This is a genomic window from Pseudomonas sp. LAMO17WK12:I1, assembly GCF_900177315.1.
Classification (GTDB): Bacteria; Pseudomonadota; Gammaproteobacteria; order Pseudomonadales; family Pseudomonadaceae; genus Aquipseudomonas; species Aquipseudomonas marginalis.
In genome coordinates, this window is record NZ_FWZV01000018.1 from 13,511 (window position 1) to 36,325 (window position 22,815).

General features: G+C 63.8%; 23 protein-coding genes and 2 pseudogenes. 17 read left to right on the forward strand and 8 right to left on the reverse strand.

Features of this window, described 5'->3' with window-relative positions:
* Positions 1-33 precede the first annotated feature (33 nt).
* Genes B9N88_RS28140 through B9N88_RS28160 form a run of 5 tightly spaced genes read left to right on the forward strand, consistent with a single transcriptional unit; the run spans position 34 to position 4,511 of the window.
* Positions 34-1,128 (forward strand): fatty acid desaturase family protein, encoded by a 1,095-nt coding sequence (locus tag B9N88_RS28140; RefSeq protein ID WP_027607576.1) that lies wholly within the window; start codon positions 34-36, stop codon positions 1,126-1,128.
* A 28-nt stretch (positions 1,129-1,156) separates the two neighbouring features.
* Positions 1,157-1,477, forward strand: coding sequence for a MocE family 2Fe-2S type ferredoxin (locus B9N88_RS28145; RefSeq protein ID WP_027607575.1), 321 nt, complete (start codon positions 1,157-1,159; stop codon positions 1,475-1,477).
* Between the two features lie 2 nt (positions 1,478-1,479).
* A complete protein-coding gene (locus tag B9N88_RS28150; RefSeq protein ID WP_027607574.1) occupies positions 1,480-2,679 on the forward strand; it encodes an NAD(P)/FAD-dependent oxidoreductase in 1,200 nt (399 codons plus the stop codon).
* A gap of 1 nt (position 2,680) precedes the next feature.
* Positions 2,681-3,499, forward strand: coding sequence for a sugar phosphate isomerase/epimerase family protein (locus tag B9N88_RS28155; RefSeq protein WP_027607573.1), 819 nt, complete (start codon positions 2,681-2,683; stop codon positions 3,497-3,499).
* Positions 3,500-3,548: 49 nt separating this feature from the next.
* Positions 3,549-4,511 (forward strand): Dyp-type peroxidase, encoded by a 963-nt coding sequence (locus B9N88_RS28160; RefSeq protein ID WP_027607572.1) that lies wholly within the window; start codon positions 3,549-3,551, stop codon positions 4,509-4,511.
* 128 nt (positions 4,512-4,639) lie between these two features.
* On the opposite strand, the gene B9N88_RS28165 is transcribed toward B9N88_RS28160, so the two are convergent.
* Positions 4,640-5,512 carry an undecaprenyl-diphosphate phosphatase gene (locus tag B9N88_RS28165; RefSeq protein ID WP_027607571.1) on the reverse strand — a complete coding sequence of 291 codons (873 nt, stop codon included), beginning with the start codon at positions 5,510-5,512 and terminating at the stop codon, positions 4,640-4,642.
* Positions 5,513-5,689: 177 nt separating this feature from the next.
* On the opposite strand from B9N88_RS28165, the gene B9N88_RS28170 reads away from it, so the two are divergent.
* Positions 5,690-6,196 (forward strand): GNAT family N-acetyltransferase, encoded by a 507-nt coding sequence (locus tag B9N88_RS28170; protein WP_043293772.1) that lies wholly within the window; start codon positions 5,690-5,692, stop codon positions 6,194-6,196.
* Here the strand turns inward: B9N88_RS28170 and B9N88_RS28175 are convergent.
* Positions 6,174-7,118 (reverse strand): GlxA family transcriptional regulator, encoded by a 945-nt coding sequence (locus B9N88_RS28175; protein WP_027607569.1) that lies wholly within the window; start codon positions 7,116-7,118, stop codon positions 6,174-6,176. The genes B9N88_RS28170 and B9N88_RS28175 overlap by 23 nt on opposite strands.
* A gap of 172 nt (positions 7,119-7,290) precedes the next feature.
* Between B9N88_RS28175 and B9N88_RS28180 the strand changes: the two are divergent.
* The 3 genes and pseudogenes from B9N88_RS28180 (at position 7,291) to B9N88_RS28190 (ending at position 9,795) form a co-directional block, all read left to right on the forward strand.
* Positions 7,291-7,918 (forward strand): annotated as a pseudogene (locus B9N88_RS28180) (TetR/AcrR family transcriptional regulator).
* On the forward strand, positions 7,915-8,592 hold the full coding sequence (locus B9N88_RS28185; protein WP_027607567.1) for a type 1 glutamine amidotransferase domain-containing protein: 678 nt from the start codon (positions 7,915-7,917) through the stop codon (positions 8,590-8,592). Before B9N88_RS28180 ends, B9N88_RS28185 begins: the two are co-directional and overlap by 4 nt.
* A gap of 78 nt (positions 8,593-8,670) precedes the next feature.
* A complete protein-coding gene (locus B9N88_RS28190) occupies positions 8,671-9,795 on the forward strand; it encodes an alkene reductase (RefSeq protein ID WP_027607566.1) in 1,125 nt (374 codons plus the stop codon).
* A gap of 278 nt (positions 9,796-10,073) precedes the next feature.
* On the opposite strand, the gene B9N88_RS28195 is transcribed toward B9N88_RS28190, so the two are convergent.
* Positions 10,074-11,072, reverse strand: coding sequence for an NAD(P)H-quinone oxidoreductase (locus tag B9N88_RS28195; RefSeq protein ID WP_027607565.1), 999 nt, complete (start codon positions 11,070-11,072; stop codon positions 10,074-10,076).
* Positions 11,069-12,301: a YbfB/YjiJ family MFS transporter gene (locus B9N88_RS28200; RefSeq protein WP_027607564.1), complete on the reverse strand. Its 1,233-nt coding sequence runs from the start codon at positions 12,299-12,301 to the stop codon at positions 11,069-11,071. The genes B9N88_RS28195 and B9N88_RS28200 overlap by 4 nt, the downstream gene beginning before the upstream one ends.
* Before the next feature lie 112 nt (positions 12,302-12,413).
* Here B9N88_RS28200 and B9N88_RS28205 point away from each other — a divergent pair, with 112 nt between their 5' ends.
* Together B9N88_RS28205 and B9N88_RS28210 are read left to right on the forward strand one after the other, a co-directional pair.
* A complete protein-coding gene (locus B9N88_RS28205) occupies positions 12,414-13,289 on the forward strand; it encodes a LysR family transcriptional regulator (RefSeq protein WP_027607563.1) in 876 nt (291 codons plus the stop codon).
* Between the two features lie 81 nt (positions 13,290-13,370).
* Positions 13,371-13,757 (forward strand): DoxX family protein, encoded by a 387-nt coding sequence (locus B9N88_RS28210; protein ID WP_027607562.1) that lies wholly within the window; start codon positions 13,371-13,373, stop codon positions 13,755-13,757.
* A gap of 46 nt (positions 13,758-13,803) precedes the next feature.
* Here B9N88_RS28210 and B9N88_RS28215 read toward each other — a convergent pair whose 3' ends face one another.
* The 3 genes from B9N88_RS28215 to B9N88_RS28225 form a co-directional block, all read right to left on the reverse strand.
* Positions 13,804-14,622, reverse strand: a complete 819-nt coding sequence (locus tag B9N88_RS28215) for an alpha/beta fold hydrolase (RefSeq protein ID WP_027607561.1) — start codon at positions 14,620-14,622, stop codon at positions 13,804-13,806.
* Between the two features lie 89 nt (positions 14,623-14,711).
* Positions 14,712-16,103, reverse strand: coding sequence for an alginate export family protein (locus B9N88_RS28220; protein WP_027607560.1), 1,392 nt, complete (start codon positions 16,101-16,103; stop codon positions 14,712-14,714).
* On the reverse strand, positions 16,100-16,996 hold the full coding sequence (locus B9N88_RS28225) for a VOC family protein (RefSeq protein WP_027607559.1): 897 nt from the start codon (positions 16,994-16,996) through the stop codon (positions 16,100-16,102). Before B9N88_RS28225 ends, B9N88_RS28220 begins: the two co-directional genes overlap by 4 nt.
* Positions 16,997-17,209: 213 nt before the next feature.
* Between B9N88_RS28225 and B9N88_RS28230 the strand changes: the two are divergent.
* A pseudogene (locus B9N88_RS28230) lies at positions 17,210-17,419 on the forward strand (NAD(P)-dependent alcohol dehydrogenase); the annotation flags it as partial.
* An 82-nt stretch (positions 17,420-17,501) separates the two neighbouring features.
* The gene (locus B9N88_RS33025; RefSeq protein ID WP_256221335.1) at positions 17,502-17,624 is read left to right on the forward strand and encodes a hypothetical protein; all 123 of its coding nucleotides are present in this window, start codon (positions 17,502-17,504) and stop codon (positions 17,622-17,624) included.
* A 181-nt stretch (positions 17,625-17,805) separates the two neighbouring features.
* On the opposite strand, the gene B9N88_RS28235 is transcribed toward B9N88_RS33025, so the two are convergent.
* Positions 17,806-18,105, reverse strand: coding sequence for a hypothetical protein (locus B9N88_RS28235; protein WP_027607557.1), 300 nt, complete (start codon positions 18,103-18,105; stop codon positions 17,806-17,808).
* A gap of 216 nt (positions 18,106-18,321) precedes the next feature.
* Between B9N88_RS28235 and B9N88_RS28240 the strand changes: the two genes are divergently transcribed.
* The 4 genes from B9N88_RS28240 to B9N88_RS28255 all read left to right on the forward strand — a co-directional run bounded on the left by B9N88_RS28240 (position 18,322) and on the right by B9N88_RS28255 (position 22,590).
* On the forward strand, positions 18,322-18,966 hold the full coding sequence (locus B9N88_RS28240; protein ID WP_027607556.1) for a secretin and TonB N-terminal domain-containing protein: 645 nt from the start codon (positions 18,322-18,324) through the stop codon (positions 18,964-18,966).
* Positions 18,963-19,508: an RNA polymerase sigma factor gene (locus B9N88_RS28245; RefSeq protein ID WP_027607555.1), complete on the forward strand. Its 546-nt coding sequence runs from the start codon at positions 18,963-18,965 to the stop codon at positions 19,506-19,508. The genes B9N88_RS28240 and B9N88_RS28245 overlap by 4 nt, the downstream gene beginning before the upstream one ends.
* Positions 19,509-19,545: 37 nt before the next feature.
* Positions 19,546-20,472, forward strand: coding sequence for a FecR family protein (locus tag B9N88_RS28250; RefSeq protein ID WP_027607554.1), 927 nt, complete (start codon positions 19,546-19,548; stop codon positions 20,470-20,472).
* 423 nt (positions 20,473-20,895) lie between these two features.
* The gene (locus B9N88_RS28255) at positions 20,896-22,590 is read left to right on the forward strand and encodes a ShlB/FhaC/HecB family hemolysin secretion/activation protein (protein ID WP_027607553.1); all 1,695 of its coding nucleotides are present in this window, start codon (positions 20,896-20,898) and stop codon (positions 22,588-22,590) included.
* Positions 22,591-22,815 lie beyond the last annotated feature (225 nt).

The following is a 22,815-nucleotide window of genomic DNA, read 5'->3' on the forward strand; positions in this document are numbered from 1 at the left end:
CCTGAAACCTCTCGCTTGCGGAGAACAATAACAATGCCTGAACACACCGCTCACACCGCTCGGCGCGACTACAGCCTCACCGGCCCCGAAGCTGCCCGCGCGGCGGAAAAAGGCCTGGTCTCGGCCAGTTGGTACCAATCGCCGATTTCCCGTAAACGCATGAAAGAACTGATGCAACGCCGCGACGGCCCGGCCTTGCTCGACACTGCTATTTGGGCGGCCGCGCTGTTGGCCACCGGATTCGGCGGCTACTGGTTCTGGGGCACGTGGGCCTGCGTGCCGTTCTTCCTCGCCTATGGCGTGCTGTACGGCACCGCGTCCAACCCGCGCTGGCACGAAACCGGCCACGGCACCGCGTTCAAGACCCGCTGGATGAACGACGTGCTGTACCAGGTCGCAAGCTTCATGTGCATCTTCGAACCCCACGTGTGGCGCTGGAGCCATGCCCGGCACCACACCGACACCATCGTCGTCGGCCGCGACCCGGAGATCGTCGAGCCACGCCCGCCTAGCCTGCCGATGATGTTTCTCAGCCTGTTCAACCTGCCCCTGGCCTGGAAGACCTTCAGCGGCGTGGCGCGCCATGCCATCGGCCAGATGAGTGCCCAGGAGGCGGATTTCATCCCCGAATCCGAGTGGCCCAAGGTGTTCCGCGCTGCGCGTATCTGGGTCGGTATTTATGCGCTGGTGATCGGCACCGCGTTGTACCTGCACAGCTGGCTGCCGCTGATGCTGGTTGGGCTGCCAAGTATCTACGGCGCCTGGCTCGGCTACGTGTTCGGCCTCACCCAGCATGTGGGCCTGGCCGAAGATGTGCTCGACCACCGCAGCAACTGCCGCACCATCTACATGAACCGCGTGCTGCGCTTTATCTACATGGACATGAACTACCACCTCGAACACCACATGTACCCGATGGTGCCGTACCACGCCTTGGCGCAATTGCACGAAGAGATCCGCAGCGACTGCCCGCCGCCGTACGCCAACCTGTTCGAGGCGTACAAGGAGATCCTTCCGACGATCTGGAAGCAGCGCAGCGATCCGACTTACTTCGTCCAGCGTCCCATCCGCCCCAGCGCTGAACCGGCCGCCAGGGCCCCGATGCATGCAGAAGCCACTGCCGGCTGAATCCCACCCAAGAACAAGAGAAAACGCCATGAACGATCAATGGATCGACGTCTGCGCCGTGGGCGAAATAGACGCGGAAGACGTGCTGCGCTTCGACCACGGGGCGCACACCTACGCGGTGTTCCGCTCGGCGGACAATGAGTTTTTCGCCACCGCCGGCCTGTGCACCCACGAGAAAATCCACCTCGCCGACGGCCTGGTGATGGACCATGTGATCGAGTGCCCCAAGCACAACGGGCGCTTCGATTATCGCTCGGGCAAGGCCCTGGGCGCGCCGGTGTGCGTCAACCTCAAGACCTACCCGGTACGGGTCGAAGCGGGGCGGGTGTTGCTCGCCGTCACGGCTTGATGATGAACGCAGCCCTGATCATCGTCGGCGCCGGCCATGCCGGTGGCCGCGCGGCACTGACCCTGCGCGAGGAAGGCTACAGGGGCCGTCTGATCCTGATCGGCGACGAGCCGCACGTGCCCTATGAGCGGCCGCCCCTGTCCAAGGGCCTGTTGCAGGGCAGCATGGACCTGGCCGGCTGCAGCCTGTGCGACAGCGCCCGGCTCGCCGAGTTGGGCATCGAACATATCGCCGGTAACCCGGTCCGCGAACTGGACCCGCCGCAGCACCGCCTGCAATTGGCCGACGGCCAGTGGCTGTCCTACGCCGGCCTGTTGCTGGCCACCGGGGGCAGGGCGCGGCGTCTGCCCCAGGCGCAGGCCAACGTGTTGTACCTGCGCACCCACGATGAAGCGCTGGCGCTGAAATCCGCGTTGCGGCCCGGAGCGCGGCTGGTGATTGTCGGCGGTGGGTTTATCGGCCTGGAAGTCGCGGCGACCGCTCGTGGCCTGGGCTGTGAGGTGACGGTGCTCGAAGCCGGGCCACGCTTGGCGGGCCGGGTGCTGGCGCCGGTCATCTCCGAGGCGCTGCTGCAGGTGCATCGCCAACAGGGTGTCGACGTGCGCTTGAATGTGGCGTTGGAGTCGATCCATGCAGAGGCGGTGCAACTGGTGGACGGGCAGTTACTGCCCTGCGACCTGGTGGTGGTCGGCATCGGCATGCAACCGAATATCGAGCTGGCCGTGGCGGCGGGGCTGGAGGTGGGGCAGGGCATTCGCGTCGATGCGCATCTGCGCACCAGCGTGCCGGACATCTACGCGGCAGGTGACGTGTGCGAGTTTCGCCTCGGCGGTGAGTACCAGCGCCAGGAAACCTGGCGCAATGCCGAGGCGCAAGGGCGGCATGCCGCATTGAACATGCTCGGGCGTGAGGAGCCGTTCGAAGCGCTGCCCGGCTTCTGGTCCGACCAGTACGACTGGGGCTTGCAGACTGTGGGCGTGATCACGCCGCTGACCGTCAGCCGTGCCTTGCCGGGCGCGGGGCTGTTGCTGTTCTACCTCGACGCCGACCAACGTTTGCAAGGCGCCTGCGGCTGGGGCCCCGGCAACAGCGTGGCCAAGGACATCAAGCTGTGCGAACGCCTGATCAGCGCGCGCATCGCCCTGAACGCGGCCAGCCTGGTCGACCCCGACGTGTCCCTCAAACACCTGCTGCGAGGCTGATATGCGCCAATTCCTGGTATTCCAATCCCTCTGGGCGATGCACACCGAGCCCGGCCCCCTGGAGGCCCAACTCGACCGCATCAAGGCCGCCGGTTTCGACGGCATTACCGATCACTACTGGCAAGCCGCCGATGTCGCGCGCCTGCACGCCGCCGCCACGGCGCGGGGCCTGCAGATCGAAGGCCAGTTGTTCCCGCAAAGCGTCGACGACCTGGCGGCCGCACTGGATGTGATCAGCCGCCATGGCTGCCACCACCTCACCCTGCAAGCCGATGTGCGCCCGCGCACCCAAACCGAAGCCGCCCGCTTGATCGAAGGCTGGCAACGCCTGGCCGAGCAGGTGGACTTTCCGGTGCTGCTGGAAACCCACCGCTATCGCCTCACCAACGACCTGCTGTTCACCCTCGACCTGCTGGCGCAGATGCCCGATTTGAAGCTGCTGGCCGACCTGTCTCACTACGTGGTCGGGCGCGAGCTGCCCGAGCCCGGCGCCGTTGAAGACGATGAGCAGATCCGCACGATCCTGCGCCACAGCTGGGGCTTTCATGGTCGTGTGGCCAGCAGTGAACAGGTGCAGGTGTCGCTGGCGTTCCCCCAGCACCAGGCCTGGGTGCAGCGCTTTACCCAGTGGTGGCGCTACGGGATCGAGGACTGGCTGGCCCGCCCCGACACCCCGCACAGCCTGTCCTTCACCTGCGAACTGGGCCCGCCGCCCTATGCCATCACCGGTGCCGATGGGCGTGAAATCAGTGATCGCTGGGCCGAGGCGTTGCAGCTCAAGGCCTTGATTCGCGACGTGTGGCAGGCGTGCCGGAAATGATCTGCTAACCTGCGCGGGTTCACTCCCGCCCTTAGCCTGGATTTGCCCCATGCCGACTTCCTCCGTTCAGCCGCCTCTTGAACCGCAGTCCGTCTGCCACCCGATCACCAGCAGCGCGATCTTTATGGTCGCCACCATCGCCCTTGGCAGTGAAGACGGCGTGCGCGCCTGGTGCGCAGACATCGCCGGGCTGGTGCGTTCGGTGGGCAAGCGCGTGCCGGCGGGCAACCTCACCTGCGTCTGCGGCTTTGGCTCGCAGGCCTGGGACCGCTTGTTCGGCGCACCGCGCCCGGCGGCGTTGCACCCGTTTCGCGAGTTCGGTGTGGAAGGGCGCATGGCGTTATCGACGCCCGGCGACATCCTCCTGCATATCCGCGCCGAGCAGATGGACCTGTGCTTTGAACTCGCCACCCAGCTGATGACAGCGTTGGGCGATAGCGTGAAGGTGGTGGATGAAGTCCAGGGTTTCCGCTACTTCGACATGCGCAGCATCATCGGCTTTGTCGACGGCACCGAGAACCCGGTGGGGCGCAAGGCCGTGGGCTTCACTATCGTTGGCGACGAAGACCCCGGATTCGAAGGCGGCAGCTACGTGCTGGTGCAGAAGTACCTGCACAACATGACCGCCTGGAACGGCCTGACGGTGGAAGCCCAGGAGAAGGTGATCGGGCGCACCAAGCTGTCGGATATCGAGTTAGGCGAAGACGCCAAGCCGAGCAATGCCCACAGCGCCCTGACCGTGATCACCGACGAGAACGGCGAAGAAGTGAAAATCCTGCGCGACAACATGCCCTTCGGCCGCCCCGGTGCCGGGGAGTTCGGCACCTATTTCATCGGCTACGCACGCTCGCCGCAGCCGCTGGAGCAGATGCTGGAAAACATGTTCGTCGGCCGCCCGGCAGGCAACTACGACCGCTTGCTCGACTTCAGCACGGCGGTCACCGGCGGGTTGTTTTTCGTGCCATCGGCCGACCTGCTCGAAGCACTGGCGGAGCGTACGGGCGGGCTGTAAAGCAAAGCAGTTCAAATGTGGGAGGGGGCTTGCTCCCGATAGCATTGGGTCAGTTAAAGTTGCATCAACTGACACGCCCTCATCGGGGGCAAGCCCCCTCCCACATGAGATTGATGCCGGGTGTTATATCAACCCAGCAGCCCGGTACTGACGGCCACAATCAGGAACACCCCCAGCAGCGCGCGATAGATCACAAACGGCCAGGTGGAGAACCGCTCGAGGAACTTCATCAGGCCCCAGATCGCGAAAAACGCCGAGACGCTGGCCACCACCAGCCCGAACAACAAATGCGGCCAGGCATGGGCGGGCATATCGGCATGCAGCAGCACCCACAGCTCCTTCAAACCGGCGAGGGCGATGGCGGGCAGGCCCAGCAGGAAGGAGAAGCGCGCGGCTTCTTCGCGTTTGAAGTTGAGGAACAGGGCCGCGGTGAGGGTCGAGCCGGAACGCGATACGCCCGGAATCAACGCGCCGATCTGCGCGACCCCGACGATCAGCGCATCCCGCAGGCGCATCTGGCTGACCTCGCGGGTATGCCGGGCACGCAGCTCGGCCGCCGCCAGCAGCACCGCCATTACCACGCAGGAAATACCGATCACCAGCAGCCCGCGCAGCGGCGAATTGCAGGCGTTCAGGGTCGACGACAAGGCCAGCCCGGCGATCCCGATCGGAATGGTCGCCAACACAATCGCCACCGCGAGCTTGAACCATGGATCGTTGTAGTCGCCCCGGCGCACCGCGTCGATGCTGCCCGTGGTCACTTGGCGCACATCGCGCCAGAAGTAACTGACCACCGCCGCCAGTGCCGCCAGCTGCATGGCCGCCGAAAACGCCGATCCGGGGTCTTGCCAGCCGAGCAGGGCGGGCACCACACGCATATGGGCGGTGGAGGAGACCGGCAACAGTTCGGTAATGCCCTGGATCACGCCCAGGATAAAGATCTGCAGGTAATCCAGGGAGGCGAAGCCCACATCCAGGCCGGCGGTACAGACGTTGGTCAAAGTGCGTGTCCTTGAAAAAGTGGCGAGCCGGCGGAGTTTATTCGAAATGTTTCAGCGCTTCGGCAGGGCTCGCCGCTATTTGCAATCGGTTCAGCAAGTAGAAAGGTTCGCGGCGCTATTGGACTGCGCCGAGGTTTTGTGAACAATGGCGCCCTGCGTTTTTTGACCGAGAGCCCCATGCCTGAAACCACCGTGGAATTGATCCAGACCGGCCCCGAAGAAGCCGAGCTGATCCGCAATCTCTACCAGTACTACGCCTATGAATCGTCGGACTGGGAGCAGGAAGATGTCGAGGCGGACGGCCGTTTCTACATCCATGACCAGCACCTGAACCGCTATTGGCAAGACCCGCACTGGAGCGCCAACCTGTTGCTGGTGGACGGCTATATCGCCGGCTTCCTGCTGATCGAAGGCAGCGAGTTGCCGGGCATCGACGCCCTGGAACTGGCCGACCTGTTTATCCTCAAGCGCTATCGTCGCAAAGGCATCGGCCGCGCCATCGCCACCCAGGTGTTGTGCAGCGGCGAGGCGGATTGGCTGGTGCGGTTTTATGACCAGGACGAAGTGTCCCAGGCGTTCTGGCGTACGGTGCTGGATAACCTGCCGCGCCCAGTGCAGGCCCTTGAGCTGGCGGATGACCCGCAGTTGATGAGTTACCTGGTTACGCGGGCGGTGTTGCATTAAAGGTGTGCTGCATCGCCTGAGGCGGCTGCCCGAACGCCCTTAGAAACGCCTGGCGCATGCGCTCGCGATCACCGAACCCGGTTTCGCGGGCCACCACTTCCACCGGATGACGGCTGGTTTCCATCATCGCCCGTGCGGCTTCAACCCGCAGGGATTCGATGGCCTTGGCCGGCGTCTGCCCGGTTTCTTCGCGAAATACCCGGCTGAACTGGCGCGGGCTCAGCCTGGCCACCTCGGCCAGGGCGTCCACCGACAGGTCATGGGTGAGGTTTTCGCGGGCGTAGGCCAGGGCCAGTTGCACACGGTCGGACTTGGGGTCCAACTCCAACAGTGCAGACAACTGCGATTGCTCGCTGCCCCGACGCTGGGCGATCACCAGCTTGCGCGCAATGCGCCGGGCGAGGTCGCTGCCCAGGTCGTTCTCCACCATGGCCAGCGCCATGTCCACCCCGGCACTCATGCCGGCGCCGGTCCATACCTGGCCGTCAACGATAAACAGCTTGTCTTCTTCCAGGCGGATATCCGGGTAGCGCTTGCGAAAGGCCGGCGCGTGGATCCAGTGGGTGGTGGTGCGTTTGCCGTCGAGCAAACCGGCCTCGGCCAGCACGAAGATGCCCATGCACAGCGACGCGACACGCCGCGATTGAGCCGAGGCGGCCTTGACCAGTGCCAGCAGGTTGGCCTCCGGCAGGCGAAACTCCAGGTAACCGCTGACGATCAGCGTGTCGTAGCCTTGGGGCCGCAGGGGCGAGGTGTTCACCGAGAAGCCCTGGGACGTCATCACGGCGCCGCCGCTTTCCGACACCAGGTGAAACTCATAGGCGGGCTCTCCACGCAGCAGGTTCGCGCACTCGAACACCGAGCCCAGGCTGAGGCTCAGGGATTGGAAGTTCGGGTAAACCATCAGCGCAACGCTGTGCATCGCATGTCTCCAGGGGCGTGGGAGGGTGGATTGTCGGCGGCTGCCGGGAAAACGGCAACCGACTTCGGGTCATGTCCGGAATCCTTGCGCATATGACATTGTGAGGGGTTGGCGCGGCCTCTAACATTCCCTCAACGAACTAGACGACTGGTCTAATCGGACGGAGTGAAGCATGAGCAGCGAAACTAAAAGTGCACGGCAGACCATTCTCGACACGGCGCAGTTGATTGTTGGCCGTAAAGGATTTTCTGCGGTGGGCTTGAACGAAATACTGCAAGCCGCCCAGGTGCCTAAAGGTTCGTTCTATCACTACTTCAACTCCAAGGATGGCTTCGGTGTCGTGTTGCTCGACACCTACTTCGACAACTACGTGCACGGCATGCAGCAACTGTTCGACCAACCCGGTCTATCCCAGCACGCCAAGTTGATGCGTTATTGGCAGGCCTGGATCGACAATCAGACCGGTTGCACCGATGCGGGCAAATGCCTTGCCGTCAAACTGGGTGCGGAGGTGTCAGACCTTTCAGAGCCCATGCGCCTGGCGCTGGAACGTGGCACGTCGCGCACCATCGATTTACTCGCCATCGCCATACAGCGTGGCCTTGAGGACGGTTCCCTGAACGTCGACCAAGCCCCTGCAAGCCTGGCCCGGCGCCTGTACGCGCTGTGGCTGGGGACCAGCGTCATGAGCAAGATCACCCGGACATCCGCGCCGTTTGATGAGGCGTTGCTGCTGACCCGACAGCTGTTGGGTTGCCCTGGACACACAGACATTCACTGATCGAGGCACTGGAAAATGAAAGTATTAATGGTACTGACCTCTCACGACCAGCTTGGCGACACCGGCCGCAAGACCGGCTTCTGGCTCGAAGAATTTGCCGCACCCTATTACGTGTTCAAGGACGCGGGCGCCGAACTGGTGCTGGCGTCCCCGGCCGGTGGCCAGCCGCCCCTGGACCCGGTGAGTGACGCGCCCGACGCGCAAACCGAGCAGACCCGCCGCTTTGCCGCCGACCCTGCCGCGCAACAGGCCCTGGCCAGCACGGTCAAGCTGGACACGGTCAACGCTGACGACTTCGACACCGTGTTCTACCCAGGCGGCCACGGCCCGCTGTGGGACCTGGCAGAGTCGCCGGTGTCCATCGCCCTGATCGAGTCCTTCGAGCGTGCCGGCAAGCCCATCGGCTTTGTCTGCCACGCACCGGGCGCCTTGCGTCACGTCAAGGCGGTCAATGGCGAGCCGCTGGTCAAGGGCCGTCGCGTCACCGGCTTCTCCAACTCGGAAGAAGCGGCGGTGGGCCTGACCGAGGTGGTGCCGTTCCTGATTGAAGATGATTTCAAGGCACTGGGCGGCAACTATCAGAAGGGCGCCGACTGGCAATCCTTCGTGCTCGAAGATGGTTTGCTGATCACTGGGCAGAACCCTGCCAGTTCCAGTGACGTGGCCAAGGCGCTGCTCAAACTCACCGCGTAAGTTAATTAACCCTTTCATTCATTGGCGACTTGCAACAGTCGCCAATGCGTTTGCTCGTCTCGAATTTGGAATACCCCAATGACTAACAGCGTTTTAAGTACCCCGGTCAAACTGGGTCATCACACCTTGAACAACCGTATCGTGCTGCCACCGTTGACACGCCAGCGCAGCGCCCAGCCCGGCGATATCGCCACCGACCTGATGGCCGAGTATTACCGCCAGCGCGCTACGGCCGGTTTCATGGTCAGCGAAGGCACGCAGATCGAACCCCGTGGCCAGGGTTACGCCTGGACGCCGGGCATCTACACCCCGGCGCAGATCGACGGCTGGCGCAAGGTCACCGACGCGGTGCATGCCGAAGGCGGGGTGATCTTTGCCCAGTTGTGGCATGTGGGCCGTGTGTCCCATAACGCCTTGCAGCCTGACGGCGCCGCACCGGTGGCACCGTCGGCGATTCAAGCCCGGCAAGCCAAGGCCTTTATCGAGACCGGGCCTGGCGCGGGTGAATTGAAGCAACCGCCGGTGCCTCGCGCCTTGAGCGTGCTCGAGATTGAAGAATTGGTCGGGCACTACGCCCAGGCCGCACGCAATGCCCTGGACGCCGGGTTTGACGGCGTGGAAATTCATTCGGCCAACGGTTACCTGGTCAACCAGTTCATCTCGGCCCATGCCAACCAGCGCGACGATGAGTACGGTGGTTCGCTGCACAATCGCCTGCGTTTTTTGCGCGAGATCGTCGAAGCCGTCAGCAAGGTGGTCGGGCCGGAGCGCCTGGGCGTGCGGTTCTCGCCGTTGTTCAGCGGCACCGACCAGGACCGCGTGTACATCGGCCTGGTGGAAGAAGACCCGCACCACACCTACATCGAAGCGATCAAGGTGCTGGAACAGTCGGGCATCGCCTACGTGTCCATCGCCGAAGCGGACTGGGACAACGCCCCCGTGCTGCCCGACAGCTTCCGTGAAGCCGTGCGCAGCACCTTCAGCGGTCGCATTATCTACGCCGGTCGCTACACCGCTGAACGCGGCGCGAAACTGGTGGACGCCGGGCTGGCGGATTTGATTGCGTTCGGACGGCCGTTCATTGCCAACCCGGACCTGCCGCAACGGCTATTCAAGGGCTGGCCGTTGAACCCGCTGCGGGAAGAGGGGATGTATGGTGGCGGTGAGGTGGGCTACATCGACTACCCCACCTATTCCGAGTAAGAACGCGGTCAATGTGGGAGGGGGCTTGCCCTGATGCCAGCCATTTAAGAAGGAACACTATTAACTGTGGTGAGCGGGCTTTTTGTGGTGAGCGGGCTTGCCCCGCGCTGGGCCGCGAAGCGGCCCCAAACACAGCCCCGGAGCTGCCTGACACACTGCAGCGCTCTTATTGGGGCTGCTTCGCAGCCCAGCGCGGGGCAAGCCCGCTCACCACAGCAAGCCCGCTCATTACAGGTTGCTGCTTGCGCCTCACACATTTGCTTTGTGTTGCCTGCTGGTTACTCTACCCGCAACACAATCTTGCCGATATGGTCCCCACCTTCCATCCGCGCATGGGCCTGGGCGGCGTCGGTGTAGGCGTAGACCTTGTCGATGATCGGCAGGCAACGCCCGGCCTCCAGTACCGGCCAGATGTACTCGCGCAACTGTTCGGCAATCGCGGCTTTTTCAGCCTTGCTGCGCGCACGCAACAGTGAGCCGGTAATCACCGCGCGCTTGCCGAGGATGGTCAGCAGGTCGACGTCGTTGGCCTTGGCGCCGCCGAGGAAACCCAGCATCACCAGGTGCCCGTCCATGGCCAGGGCCTTGAGGTTGTTGTTCAGATACGAGCCGCCCATGATGTCGAGGATCACATCCACACCCTGGTCGTTGGTCTGTTGCGCGATGACCTCGGCAAAATCCTGTTCCCGGTAGTTGATCGGCTCGCCGCCCAGTTGGGCGATGGCTGCGCATTTGTCGGCGCTGCCGGCGGTGGCGAAGGCCTGGATGCCGAATTCGCGGCACAGCATCAGCGCGGTCGTACCGATGCCGCTGGTGCCGCCGTGGATCAGCACGCGCTGGCCGGTGTGCGCATCGCCGAGGCCGAACAGGTTGGCCCACACGGTGAAGAAGGTTTCCGGCACGGCGGCGGCTTGAATCCAGTCCATGCCTTCAGGAATCGGCAGCGCCTGGCTGGCGGGCACCGTGCAGAACTGCGCATAGCCGCCGCCATTGGTCAGGGCGCAGACCTTATCGCCCACGGCGAATTCGCTCACGCCGTCGCCCAGCGCGGCGACTTCGCCCGCCACTTCCAGGCCAGGCAGCGGGTTCATGCCGGGTTTCATCGGGTACTTGCCGGCGCGTTGCAGGGCGTCGGGGCGATTCACACCGGCCGCATGCACGCGAATCAGGATCTCGCCGGGGCCCGCCACCGGTACATCTGCACGGCGTGGTTGCAGCACCTCGGGGCCACCGGGGGTGGTGATTTCGATCAGGGTCATTTCTTTGGGAAGCGTCATTTCAGATTACCTGCAGCGATGAGCGTATGGGTTGGGACCGCGTCGGACGGCCGGCGGTTCAGCAGGCGCATGCCCGGTTCCAGGGCCAGGGCGACCACTATCGCCCCGGCGGCGATCATGAACAACAGCGCATGCTGGCCTCCGCTGACGTTGAACAGGGCGGAATAGGCAAACCCCGAGAGCGCCTGGAAAGTCGCAAAGGACACCGTGGCACGGCTCCACGCGACCTGCTGCTGATGATGGTCGGGGAGCAGTTCGTGCACCCGCGCCAGCGCCAACGGCACGATGCCCGGCGGGAAAGAACCGAGGATCACCGCGAGTACCGCCAGGCCAGTCAACGAGCCGGCAAACGGCAACGCACCGACGGCAATCGCCTGCACCACCAGCACCACGCGGATGCTCAAGCGCGCCCCCAGTTTGTCTGCCAGGAACCCGTAGGTGACCGGCCCCACAATCGACCCCAGGCCGTACATCACCCAGATCATCGCGCCGATATGCGCCCCGGCCCCCAGGCCACGGGCCACGTAATCCACCAGGAACACCATCGCCGGTACCAGCCCCGCGGCCATAAAGGCGTATTGGGCGAACAGCAGGTACACGCCGGAAGGCGTTGCTACGGCCGCGCCGGATGGCGGCGCGTCTTCATGGAGCGTGCCCGAAGGCCAGGCGAACCAGCTGGCGGCGGTCAGCACCACGGCCAGCAGGCCCAGGCCGAACCAGGTCTGCTGCAAACCCAGGCTCAGCAGCGGCGGCACAAGGGTGCCGGAGCCGGCGATGCCCAGGCCGATGCCGAGGAAGATCGCGCCACTGGCCAGGCCCCGGCGTGCGGCCGGTACATGGGGCAACACGGTCGCCGCCACCAGCACCATGATTGCGCCACCGGCAATCCCCGACAGCAGCCGCCAAGCGAAGAACCACACCACCGACAGCGGGAAGCCACAGGCGAAGAACGCCAGGGTCACCGCCACCATCATGATGCGCAGCGCGGTCCTGTTCGAGGTGCGCTGGGCAATGGGCCGCCCGATCAGCGCGCCGATCAGGTAACCCACCAGGTTGGCGGCACCGAGGTACACCACGTCATTGGCGCTGAACCAGTGGGCCTGGATCAGCGACGGAATCAACGGCGTGTACGCAAAGCGTGCCAGGCCGATGCTGACCAGGCTGGCGCACAGGCCGGCGAAGATCGGCAGCCACACGGAGCGGCGGGGTGGGGCGTGAGTGTCGAACATGATGGCGGTCCTGGGTATTTTTCTCTGGTGCCCAGCATATCCAGGTTTTTGGATGCAATAATGCAGCGAATACACGTCGCTGTGATGCAGATATGCAGCATAAGGAAACCGCATGAATTGGGATGATGCACGGGTGTTCCTGGCGGTTTGCCGCGAGTCGACGTTGCGCGGGGCCGCACGGGTATTGGGGGTCGACCAGGCCACAGTCGGGCGGCGGGTCAACGCCCTGGAAAAGTCCCTGGGTGCCACGCTGTTCCTGCGCACCTCCGAAGGCTACGCCCTGACCGCCGTCGGCGAGGCCGCCCTGCACTCGGTGGAAAAAATGGAACGCTCGGCCCTGGAACTGGAGCGCCAGATCCAGGGCCTGGATGACCGCCTGACCGGCACCGTACGGGTCAGCACCACCGACTCCCTGGCCATCGACTTCCTGATCCCGGCGATTGCGCGCCTGCACATCCAGCACCCGGATGTGCGCGTGCAGCTCGACGCGTCTACCCAGTTCCTGAGCCTGGCCAAACGCGAGACCGACATCGCCGTGCGCAACACCCGCCCGGACAGCCCCGACCTGATCGCCCGGCGTCTCGCGCGCTGGCCGGTGGGGTTGTTTGCGTCCCAGGCCTATATCGATCGCCAGGGTACGCCGGAGCCGGGCAGCCTGTTTGAAGGGCATGATCTTGTGGTCTATCAACCGTACCTGCAAACCCAGAAGGACATGACCCTGGTCTCGGAACCCCTGGGCCGTGGGCGCATCGTCGCCGCCCTGAGTTCCAGCCTGTTGGTGCGCCGCTCCATCGCCGCCGGGATCGGCATCGGCGAAATCCCGATCCTCACCGGTGAGCGCGACGGGCTGGTGCGCCTGTGGCCGGAGCGCACGCGGCCGTTGCCCTACGACGTCTGGCTGGTGACCCACGCCGACCTGCGCCACACCGCACGGGTGCGAGCGGTGATCGATGAAATCGTCGCGGGGTTTGCCGGCACCGGGGAGTGAGGTCAGCACACGGTTGCAAGCGTGCGTACCGCTCTGTGGACACAATCGAGGTCGATAACGTGTCAACCCACCGGAGCGCATATGAACGAATCAAGACACCAGGACCTGGGGCTGTTGTTTCTGCGAGGCAGCGGGGCGCTGTTCCTGCTATGGGTGCATGGCTTGCCCAAATTGCTCAACTACAGCGAGCAGTTGAAGCTGATCGAAGACCCGTTTCACCTCGGCGCCCATGTCACCTTGCTGCTGGCGATTTTCGCCGAAGTGCTGTGCCCGCTGCTGATCATCGCCGGGGTGCTGGTGCGCCTGGCGTGCCTGCCGATTCTGGCGGTGCTGTTGATTGCGATGGTGGTGGTGCATCCGGAGTGGACGCTGCTGGAAGGGCAATTCGGCTGGCTGCTGTTGATCATGTTCACCACGCTGCTGATCAGCGGGCCAGGGCGCCTGGTGCTGAGCCAGCGTTTCTCCTGAGCAAAAAAAGGCCGGGCGAGCCCGGCCAAAATAAGGAGCGGGTGTTTTAGCGATTGAGGAACGCCAGCAGGTCTTCATTCAAGGCCTGAGCGTGGGTCACGGCAAAACCGTGGGGCGCATCCTTGTACACCTTCAGCTCGGCGCCCTTGATCATCTCGGCCGCCACCTTGCCGGTGGTCTCGAATGGCACGATCTGGTCACCGTCACCGTGGATCACCAGGGTCGGCACGTCGATCCTGGCCATGTCCGGGCGGAAGTCGGTCTCGGAGAAGGCGGTGACGCAATCCACGGTCGACTTGAGGGACGCCAGCATGGCGATTTGCAGGGTCTGGGTCAGCGTACCTTCGGAAACGACCTGGCCCTTGTTGATGCCGAAGAACGGCGTGTTGAAGTCAGCGATGAACTGCGCACGGTCTTTCAGCAACCCGGCCTTGATGCCGTCGAACACTTCGGTCGGCACGCCCTGGGGATAATCGGGCTTCTGGCCGAAGATCGGCGTCACTGCGCCCAGCAGCACCAGGCCGGCCACGCGTGCACTGCCGTGGCGTGCGATGTAGCGGGCGACGTCGCCGCCTCCCATGGAGAAGCCCACCAGGGTCACATCCTTGAGGTCCAGGTGTTCGATCAACTGCGCGATGTCGTCGGCGAAGGTGTCATAGTCGTTGCCGGTCCACGGCTGGTCCGAGCGGCCAAAGCCACGGCGGTCGAACGCGATGGTGCGAAAGCCACGGCTGCTGAGGTACTCCATCTGGTATTCCCACATGTCGGCATCCAGCGGCCAGCCGTGGCTGAACAGCACGGGCTTACCGCTGCCCCAATCCTTGAAGTAGATCTGGGTACCGTCTTTGGCAACGAATGTGCTCATGGAAAACTCCTTGATTGAGGGACTGAAAAACCAGCCTCACTATTGCCCGAAACCGGGCCGGGGGCTTGTACGGGTGTGCTTGCCTGGGGTCACCAACTGAACTTGAGCTCGACCCCCAGGTAATTGCTGTCATCGCCGCCGGCATCGCGCAAGGTGCGGCCGACCGCGTAGTGCACCGCTTCAACCGCGCCGGTGAGGTTTGGCGTAAACACATAGTCGGTACGCAGCTGACCATAGGCACCGGTCCAGCGTTCACCCTGGCCTGCGGTGCCGGCGACGGGCAGGTTCGGCTGGGTGTACACCGCGTCGCTGGTGGTCTGGCGCCACAGCAGTCCGACGGCGGTCTGCACGCTGAGCTTGTCGATGGGCTTGACGGTGATCGACGGTTTGACGTGAATCAGGTTGCTGTAGCCCGTATAGCCGGCCAGGGAAAAATAGTAGCCGTTGGGGAACAGCGGGTTGAACGTGCCGACGGTGCCGTCCCCGGTCTTGCGGTCGCCCGAGGCAATGTCCAGCTGCAGGCCGATGCGCGGCTTCCACGCCAGGCTCTCGAAGGTGTACCCCGTGCGGCTGCCACCGGCCCAGGCGCGAATATCCTTGCTGCCCACCGAGCCGCTTTGCAGCATGGCTTCGATGTCCCAGTCGAATCCCTGGGCCGCACCGCCCAGGCGTGCGTCGAACAGATGGCGGGTTTCATCGCCGTCCGCGTCGAGGTAATGCGCGGCGCTGCGTTCGTACACGCCGTAGTAGGCCGACAGCTCATTCTTGCCGCCCACCAGCCGCTCGACCCGCAGCATGTGGAAGCGCGCGTCACGGTTGGATGTGTCGTCGAAGTGCCGATCGTCCTGATACTGCACCGGCTGGCTGGCGATCCCGATAAAGCGCCAGTTGGGCGTCTCCCAATCGGCCCACAGCGCATCGAAGGATTGCCGCACATTCGGGCCGTCCCGCGATGAGATGAAACGCTGCAGGTCGAAGGCGAAGTCCTGGCGCCCGACACGGGCCTTGAGGGTGCCGCTGCCGAAGGCATTGACGTATTCGGCGAAGGCCAGGCGCAGATCGACGCGGTTCTGATCGGCGCCGCCGACCGTGGTCTTGTCGTAGGCGCGTACGTCTTCCAGTTGGGTGAAGAGCCGCCAGTGTTCATTCAAGTGCAGGTCGGCGTGCACCTGGAAGCGCTGGATCAGGTAGCGATCTCGCTTCACGTCCTTCACCCCAAAACCACTGGCATCGTTCATCTCGAAGCGCTCACGCAGCGTCGCCCCCAATGACAAATAGGTGAACGGGTTGGCGCTGGACAGCGGGATGTACTTCAAGCTGTCCAGCGGTTGCGTGCGCAACGCCGGATCCTTGAGCACCGACCAGTCTTCCTGCCAGCGGTTGGTCTTGATGGCCGGTCGTGCCGGTTGCTCGTCGGCGTGGGCGCTGCCGACCAGCAGCGGCCACAGCACGGCCAGGCCCCAGCCTGTGCGGCGAATCATTTTGTGGCGTGGAGCTGGTGAATTTCCGCGACGTAGCCGCCGGGGAACTCAACCACGGCGCTGCGACGGCCCTTGCTGTCAAAGGCCGGCACCAACACCCTAGCGCCGGAACCGGTGGCCTTGCCCAGGGTGGCCGTCAGGTCAGGCACTTGGTAACCGGTGGTCTCGTGGCCGAAGGGGTAGGGCAGGTGGCCGTTGGTGACCAGCACCGCCATGCGCCCGAATGGCGACTCGATATCGACGCGACGGTAAGTGCCAGTGGCCTGACCCACATCGACGCCAGGCGCGTGTTTGTCATCGGCCAGGACCTTGCCGTGGGAGAAGCCCAGGAACGCTTTGATAAAGGCGTCAGCGCGATCGGTGGACAGGTACACGCGGTTTTCCGGCACGGTCTGGAACGCCGCGTAGTCCGGGGTCTTGGTGTGCCAGTAGAGCTGCATGTTCACGCCACCCGGCCATTGCACCACGGCGTCTCGGCCAATCGGGTCCGGGAAGTCGCTGACGATAACGGCGGCGCCGTTTTCCCGCGCGGCGTTGAGCGCCGCGTCCATGTCCTTGACCAGGTAGCCGTTGCGTTCCTGGCCGAAGGGGTGCGGGATGGGCGTGGTGAAGCCGAACAGCGACACCGTGCCCGCCGGCGTCTGCAGCAGTTGCGAGGTGGTGCTGCTCGGCACCGGCAGCACGTTCACCACCACCTGGGGCGTGCTCTTGCCGCCAAAGGTGGCGAGGAAACTCTGGGCGAAACGCTCCACATCCGCCGGGGCCACATACACGTGGCTGGTGTCGTATTGCGGCGCCACGGCCACGCTCGGGGTTGCCGCGAAGGCATTGCCCATCATTGCGCTCGCCAGCAGCGTCAATGCCACAGATACCTTGATTGCTTTGCTGCCCATGCCCACTCTCCAGCACTTCTACGGGATTGAAAGCCGTGAGGTTAGGGGCAGGGACGCGATGGAAATTGTACAAACGTGCTCGGTTGAACGGTTCAGCGTCTATGCTGGTCCACTGACCTCTACCGTCAGATCACACAGGTGGACGAAATGGCCAAGACCTACAGAGACGCCGCCCAGAACGCCACGGATGCCCTCAAGCCCTTTACCTTCGAGCGCCGCAGCCTGGCCGGTTCGCTGATCGGCGGGATCCAGGAGACCCAGGACATGCTCGACTACTGCGCCAGGCACGGGATTGTCTCGGACGTGGAGATGATCGACATCCAGGGCATCAACGAGGCGTATGAGCGCATGCTCAAGGGCGATGTGAAGTACCGGTTCGTGATCGATATGGACAGCTTGAAAAAGGAAAGCCACGCGGCTTGAAAACTGCTCCGGGAAACACTGGGGGCAATGTATGAGGGGGGCTTGCCCAAATGCCCGTCAGTTAAGGAGGAACACTGTAACTGTGGTGGTGGTGGTGGTGGTGGTGGTGGTGGTGGTGGTGGTGGTGGTGGTGGTGGTGGTGAGCGGGCTTGCCCCGCGCTGGGCTGCGAAGCAGCCCCAAAACCAGCCTCTACAGAGTGTCTGATACACCGCGTTCTTCTTTCCTGGGGCTGCTTCGCAGCCCAGCGCGGGCGGTGCGACGATTCGACAAGCCCGCTCACCACAACAGCTCTATCTGCCGGGGGGACAGCGTTTAGACAAAGTTGTGTAGATACCTATGCCCCTCCCACATGGGTGCTGTGTTGCTCAAACGGTCATCGAACACCTCAAGGCCGCTGCGGCTTCACCGAGGTGCCGAAGGTGTTGCCCATGCGCACGCTGGTCGCCGCCGGGGTGGCCAGGCCGACCTTGTTCGGCTGGCGTTTTTCCACGGCAATGCCTTGCGCCTCGCGGTTTTTCTTCGCGGCTTTGGCCGCATTCGTATCGTTGCCCATCTGCTGGCTCAGGCAGCCATAGTCGGGCGCCTTGTAGCCATCCACCGAGACTTCGGCGCAGTTGCCGGCGTGGGCGTGCAAGGGCAGGGCCGTGCACAGCAACAGGCTGGCGAGGAGCGGTAAGCGTTTCATCAAGGCCTCCTGGCGGGCCCGAGGGGGTGGGCCGGTTGGTGTGCAAGTCTAGTGCAGCGGGCCTCTCGTCACCGTGATGTTTTTTTTGCTATCACCGTAACATCAGGTTCATAAATTGGCCTCAGGATGACGGTTTTCTAGGGCGCGTCGGCCGTGCAGCGATGCAGAGCAGGGGGTGAACAGGAGTGCTGGAGGCGCGCCGTATGCGCCCTGGTCTTGCTGTTGCTGCTGGCCGGTGGTCGCGTCGCGCAGGCGGAGTCACCGCTGCTGCTGTTGAACCTGCCGGCGCAGGACCTGGAACATGCACTGCAAGCGTACAGCCGCGCCACCGGAATGGCGGTGCTGGTCGACCGCGAACTGATGCGGGGCCGGCGTTCCATCAGTGTGCGCGGGCGTTTTACGGCGCAGGAGGCTCTGGCGATGTTGCTGACGGGGAGTGGCCTGATGGCGCGTTATGCACGCGATGATGCGTTCACCTTGCAGTTGCCCGCGGTCAGCCAGCCGCCTGCCACCCGTGGTGCGGCGGCACGCAACGCCGCACGGATCAACAACAGCTACGCCACGGCCTTGCAGCAGGCCATCGAGACCAGCCTGTGCCGCTCGCCGCTGACCCGGCCCGGCAGTTTTCGCGCGCTGGTACAGGTGTGGGTCAACCCCCAAGGGCTGATCGAACACAGTCGGTTGGTCAGCTCCACCGGCGACGAACAACGCGATGAAGCACTGGTACGCAACCTGGGCACCACGCGGGTCGAACGACCGGCACCGAGCTCGCTGCGTCAACCGGTGACTTTACTTTTGATGCCCGACACCACAGGAATGCGCATGGAATGCACAGCAGCAAACGGAGCCTGGGGCGGATGAAAAATACCGGGCACAGTACGATGGTCGGGTTGTTCCTGGCCTCCTACGACGACTTCAAGGTGCGTTTGCGCAAGCGCCTGGGCTCGGAGGACCTGGCCAACGATGTGCTGCACGAAACCTATCTGCGGGTCGACCGCATGGAAGTGCCGCCCAACCTGGCACAACCCAATGCCTACCTGTACCGCATGGCCTTGAACATCGCCGCCGACCGCCGCCAGGCCGACGCGCGCCTGCTCACCGGCAGCGAGGTGGAAGAACTGCTGCAAAGCGCCGACGAAGCCCAGGACCCGTCACGGGTGGTGGGCGGCCAGAAAGAAATCCAGTCCCTGGTCAAGGCGCTCTACGAACTGCCGGCCCGCCGCCGCAAGATCCTTATCGCCGCCCGCCTGGAAGAAGCCCCGCACCTGGAAATCTCCCAGCGTTTCGGCATTTCCACGCGCATGGTCGAGAAGGAAATCAAGGCCGCCCTGGGCCACTGCGCCAAGCGCCTGGAAAGAAAAGTGATCCAGCGGTTCGGTCCCGGGGCCGGAAAACCGTCTTAGAGTCGAGTCCCTGATAAAACCGTGAGTATTTGCGCGCTTGAACATTTTTAGCCTCAGTGCCACTCGGCAATCCGCCGCCAGCCCCCTGCACGACGAAGCCCGCGACTGGCTGGTCCTGCTGACCTCGGGCCGCGCCACCGTGGCCGATGCCAAGGCGCTCAAGGCCTGGTGTGCGCAAAGCCCCGAGCATGCCCAGGCGTTCGAGCAGGCCAAGGCGATGTGGCAGCAACTGGCCCCGGCGCTTGAGCAAGTCTCGCAGCCGCGCAGCTTTGGGCGCCGGGCGTTCCTGGGCGGCGCGATTGCCGCATCGGCCGCCATGCTCATGGTGCAGGTCGGCTCCCCCGGTGGTTTTGCCGGCCTCACGGCGGACTATCGCACCGAAGTCGGCGAACAGCGCCAAGTGCTGTTAAGCGACGGCGTCAGCCTGGAACTCAACACCCAGACGCGCGTCAGCCGCGTGGGCCAGGGGCTTGAATTGCTCGAAGGCGAAGTTGAGGTGATCGCCCATTCCGCACAACCGCTCAAGGTGCTGGCGGGCGAAGGCTGGGTGAGCGCGGCGCAGGCACGTTTCAATCTGCGCAACACCGACCGCACGGTGTGCGTGACCTGTATCGAGGGCTGGCTGTCGGTGGCCGTGGCTGGGCGCAGCGTGCGCCTGGAAAGCGGCCGGCAACTGAGCTACGACGCGGCCGGCCTGGGCGAACCGGTGGTGGTGGACACCCAGGCGGTCGTGGCCTGGCGCGAACAGGTGCTGGTCTTCAACAACGCCACCCTGGCCACGGTGGTGGACGAAATCAACCGCTACCGCCCGGGGATGCTGGTGCTGCTCAACAAGCAACTCGGCCAACGGCGCGTCCAGGCGCGGTTCAGCCTGCAGCAGTTGGCAGGGGTGGCGCTGTTGATTCGGGATGCGTATGGGGCCAAGTGTACGGAGTTGCCGGGTGGGGTGGTGTTGTTGAGTTGAGGCCTGCCGCTCGTCGGGTAACTCCGATTTTTACGCTGTAAAAGAGCCGCGATCACCCGTTGTTCTACGCCTGTCGCTTTCAGGTATGCCTGTGTGCTCATGGGCTGAGCGACCGGTCTTTCCCCTCTGACAGACCTCCTTTCTTATCTTCTCTGAATTTTCTCTTTTGTTTGTAGGGGAAGAGATTTTTAACGTATGAAAAAACCAGGAAACACGCTCTTCAAGTCTCACTGCCTATCCGATTTCTTCCTTCGACTTACATTGTTCGGAAGCCTCTGACAGTCCTCGAACGGCTGTGTGACAGGCAGGGCGACGACGTCAAAAACGCCGAACTTTTTGTAACTTTTCCTCTTTTCCTTAAGCGTTTCAGCCTCGGCAGCATGGGTGCTCTTTCCATTTGAGTACCTGTGTGAGGGTGAAGGGATGCCAGCTGTTTTCCGACCTGCGCTGCTGGGGATGGCGCTGCTTTCAGGTCCGCTTTATGCCGCGTCCACCGTGTCGCCCGGCGACCGTGAACTGGCCCGTGAGCGTCAGCAGAAAGTGTTGGAAGAACAGCGTCGCCGCCTTGAAGACCTGCAACACCTGCCGGGCCAGATCGCTGCACCAACCGCCCCCGCGCCGCTGGACGACGGCCAGTGCATCACCCTCACGCGCATCAATGTCGAAGGCGCTGCGTTGCTGTCCGAGGCCCAGCGGCAGGCGCTGCTGGAACCCTGGCAGGGGCGGTGCCTGGGGGGGCCTCAACTCAACGCAGTGCTCAAAAGCCTCACTGATCATTACCTGCATCGCGGCTATGTCACCACCCGCGCCTACCTGCCGCAGCAGGACCTGAAAAATGGCGAGCTGACCATCATTGTGGTGGAAGGACGCCTTGAAGGACTCGACAGCTCATCGCTGGCCAGCCCGCTGGAGTCCGCCATGACCTTCCCCGGCACCGTGAGTGAGGTGCTCGACCTGCGTGAGCTGGAGCAATGGGTGGATCAGCTGTCGCGCTTGCCCTCGCGCCAGCCGCAGCTTGAGGTCCTGCCGGGGCAGGCGGTGGGCGGCAGTCGCGTGACGCTTAAAGGCGAGCGCTTCAAACCCTGGCGCGTCTCGGCCAACCGTAACAACCATGGCGATACCAGCACCGGTCGCCAGCAGGCCGGTATCGGCCTGGACTGGGACAGCCCCCTGGGCCTGGCGGATCAGTTGAACCTGCGGGCCAACCGCGACACCGTCAGCGACCGCTGGCGCCATTCCCACAGCCAGAACCTGTTCTACAGCCTGCCGTATGGTTGGTGGACCTTCAATTTCAGCCACGGCCAAAGCTACTACCGCACGCGTAACGACCTCTCCGGGTTTGCCTTTGCGCTGTCAGGTGAAACCTCCAGCCAGCAGTTGCGCGCCGAACGCGTGCTGCACCGCGATAACCTGGGCAAGACGGCATTTAACCTGGGCCTGAGCCACCTGCGCACCCGCAACTACCTGGAAGACGCGTTGCTGCGCACCTCCAGCCATCGCATCACTGAGCGTCAACTGGGCTTCAACCATGGCCGCCGAATCGGCAATGCCTTACTCAATCTCGATGCCGGTTGGCAACAGGGCATCGGTGCCCTGGACGCCCAGCGCGATCTCTCCAGGCAGCGCGGCGCGCCTACCTCGCGCTATCAGAAATACACCCTGACCCTCAGCTATTTGCAGTCCTTTCGCTGGCTGGGCCAGTACTGGAGTGTCGACAGCCTTGCTACCGGCCAACACGCCGAAGACGAACTCTACGGACCACAACGCCTGAGCGTCGGCGGCCTTGGTGCCGTGCGCGGGTTTCAGCAACAGAACCTGTCGGGCAACAGCGGCGGCTACTGGCGCAGCCAGGTGCGCTGGCGCCAACCGGTTGCCTGGGATGCGCTGCGCCCCTGGGTGCACGAAGTGGGCGTGGGCTTTGGCTACGACGTCGGTGTGATCAGCCGCGGCCCGCATAACCCTGAGGTGGCCGGGCGCCTTACCGGCCATGCCTGGGAGTTCAGCGCACGCGGCACTCACCTTGCGGCGTCGCTGGCGCTCGCCCGTTCCCTGGAGCGCCCGGCCGTCGTTGAGCGCCGCGAACACCCGATCTACGCCCGAATCGAGCTGTTTTTCTAATAACAACAAGGAACCTTGCCTATGGACGTGCGCAGCCCGTTTAACCAGTGCCTGGCCCTGAGCCTGGCGGGAATCATCTTTCTCAACCCCATTGTTGCCGCCGCCGCAGAGCTGAGCGTGGACCCGGCCAGCCCTGGCACCAGCGTCGGCCATGCACCCAATGGCGTGCCGGTGGTGAATATCGCCGGGCCCAATGGCAGCGGGCTGTCCCATAACCTGTTCACC

Coding starts and splice junctions, on each gene's coding strand:
- B9N88_RS28195 (WP_027607565.1), bottom strand. CDS start 11,072: ATGACGCTTCCCAAAGAAATGACCCTGATCGAAATCACCACCCCCGGT.
- B9N88_RS28200 (WP_027607564.1), bottom strand. CDS start 12,301: ATGTTCGACACTCACGCCCCACCCCGCCGCTCCGTGTGGCTGCCGATC.
- B9N88_RS28220 (WP_027607560.1), bottom strand. CDS start 16,103: ATGATTCGCCGCACAGGCTGGGGCCTGGCCGTGCTGTGGCCGCTGCTG.
- B9N88_RS28185 (WP_027607567.1), top strand. CDS start 7,915: ATGAAAGTATTAATGGTACTGACCTCTCACGACCAGCTTGGCGACACC.
- B9N88_RS28225 (WP_027607559.1), bottom strand. CDS start 16,996: ATGGGCAGCAAAGCAATCAAGGTATCTGTGGCATTGACGCTGCTGGCG.
- B9N88_RS28145 (WP_027607575.1), top strand. CDS start 1,157: ATGAACGATCAATGGATCGACGTCTGCGCCGTGGGCGAAATAGACGCG.
- B9N88_RS28235 (WP_027607557.1), bottom strand. CDS start 18,105: ATGAAACGCTTACCGCTCCTCGCCAGCCTGTTGCTGTGCACGGCCCTG.
- B9N88_RS28150 (WP_027607574.1), top strand. CDS start 1,480: ATGAACGCAGCCCTGATCATCGTCGGCGCCGGCCATGCCGGTGGCCGC.
- B9N88_RS28215 (WP_027607561.1), bottom strand. CDS start 14,622: ATGAGCACATTCGTTGCCAAAGACGGTACCCAGATCTACTTCAAGGAT.
- B9N88_RS28170 (WP_043293772.1), top strand. CDS start 5,690: ATGCCTGAAACCACCGTGGAATTGATCCAGACCGGCCCCGAAGAAGCC.
- B9N88_RS28210 (WP_027607562.1), top strand. CDS start 13,371: ATGAACGAATCAAGACACCAGGACCTGGGGCTGTTGTTTCTGCGAGGC.
- B9N88_RS28255 (WP_027607553.1), top strand. CDS start 20,896: ATGCCAGCTGTTTTCCGACCTGCGCTGCTGGGGATGGCGCTGCTTTCA.
- B9N88_RS28160 (WP_027607572.1), top strand. CDS start 3,549: ATGCCGACTTCCTCCGTTCAGCCGCCTCTTGAACCGCAGTCCGTCTGC.
- B9N88_RS28140 (WP_027607576.1), top strand. CDS start 34: ATGCCTGAACACACCGCTCACACCGCTCGGCGCGACTACAGCCTCACC.
- B9N88_RS28175 (WP_027607569.1), bottom strand. CDS start 7,118: ATGCACAGCGTTGCGCTGATGGTTTACCCGAACTTCCAATCCCTGAGC.
- B9N88_RS28190 (WP_027607566.1), top strand. CDS start 8,671: ATGACTAACAGCGTTTTAAGTACCCCGGTCAAACTGGGTCATCACACC.
- B9N88_RS28205 (WP_027607563.1), top strand. CDS start 12,414: ATGAATTGGGATGATGCACGGGTGTTCCTGGCGGTTTGCCGCGAGTCG.
- B9N88_RS28155 (WP_027607573.1), top strand. CDS start 2,681: ATGCGCCAATTCCTGGTATTCCAATCCCTCTGGGCGATGCACACCGAG.
- B9N88_RS28245 (WP_027607555.1), top strand. CDS start 18,963: ATGAAAAATACCGGGCACAGTACGATGGTCGGGTTGTTCCTGGCCTCC.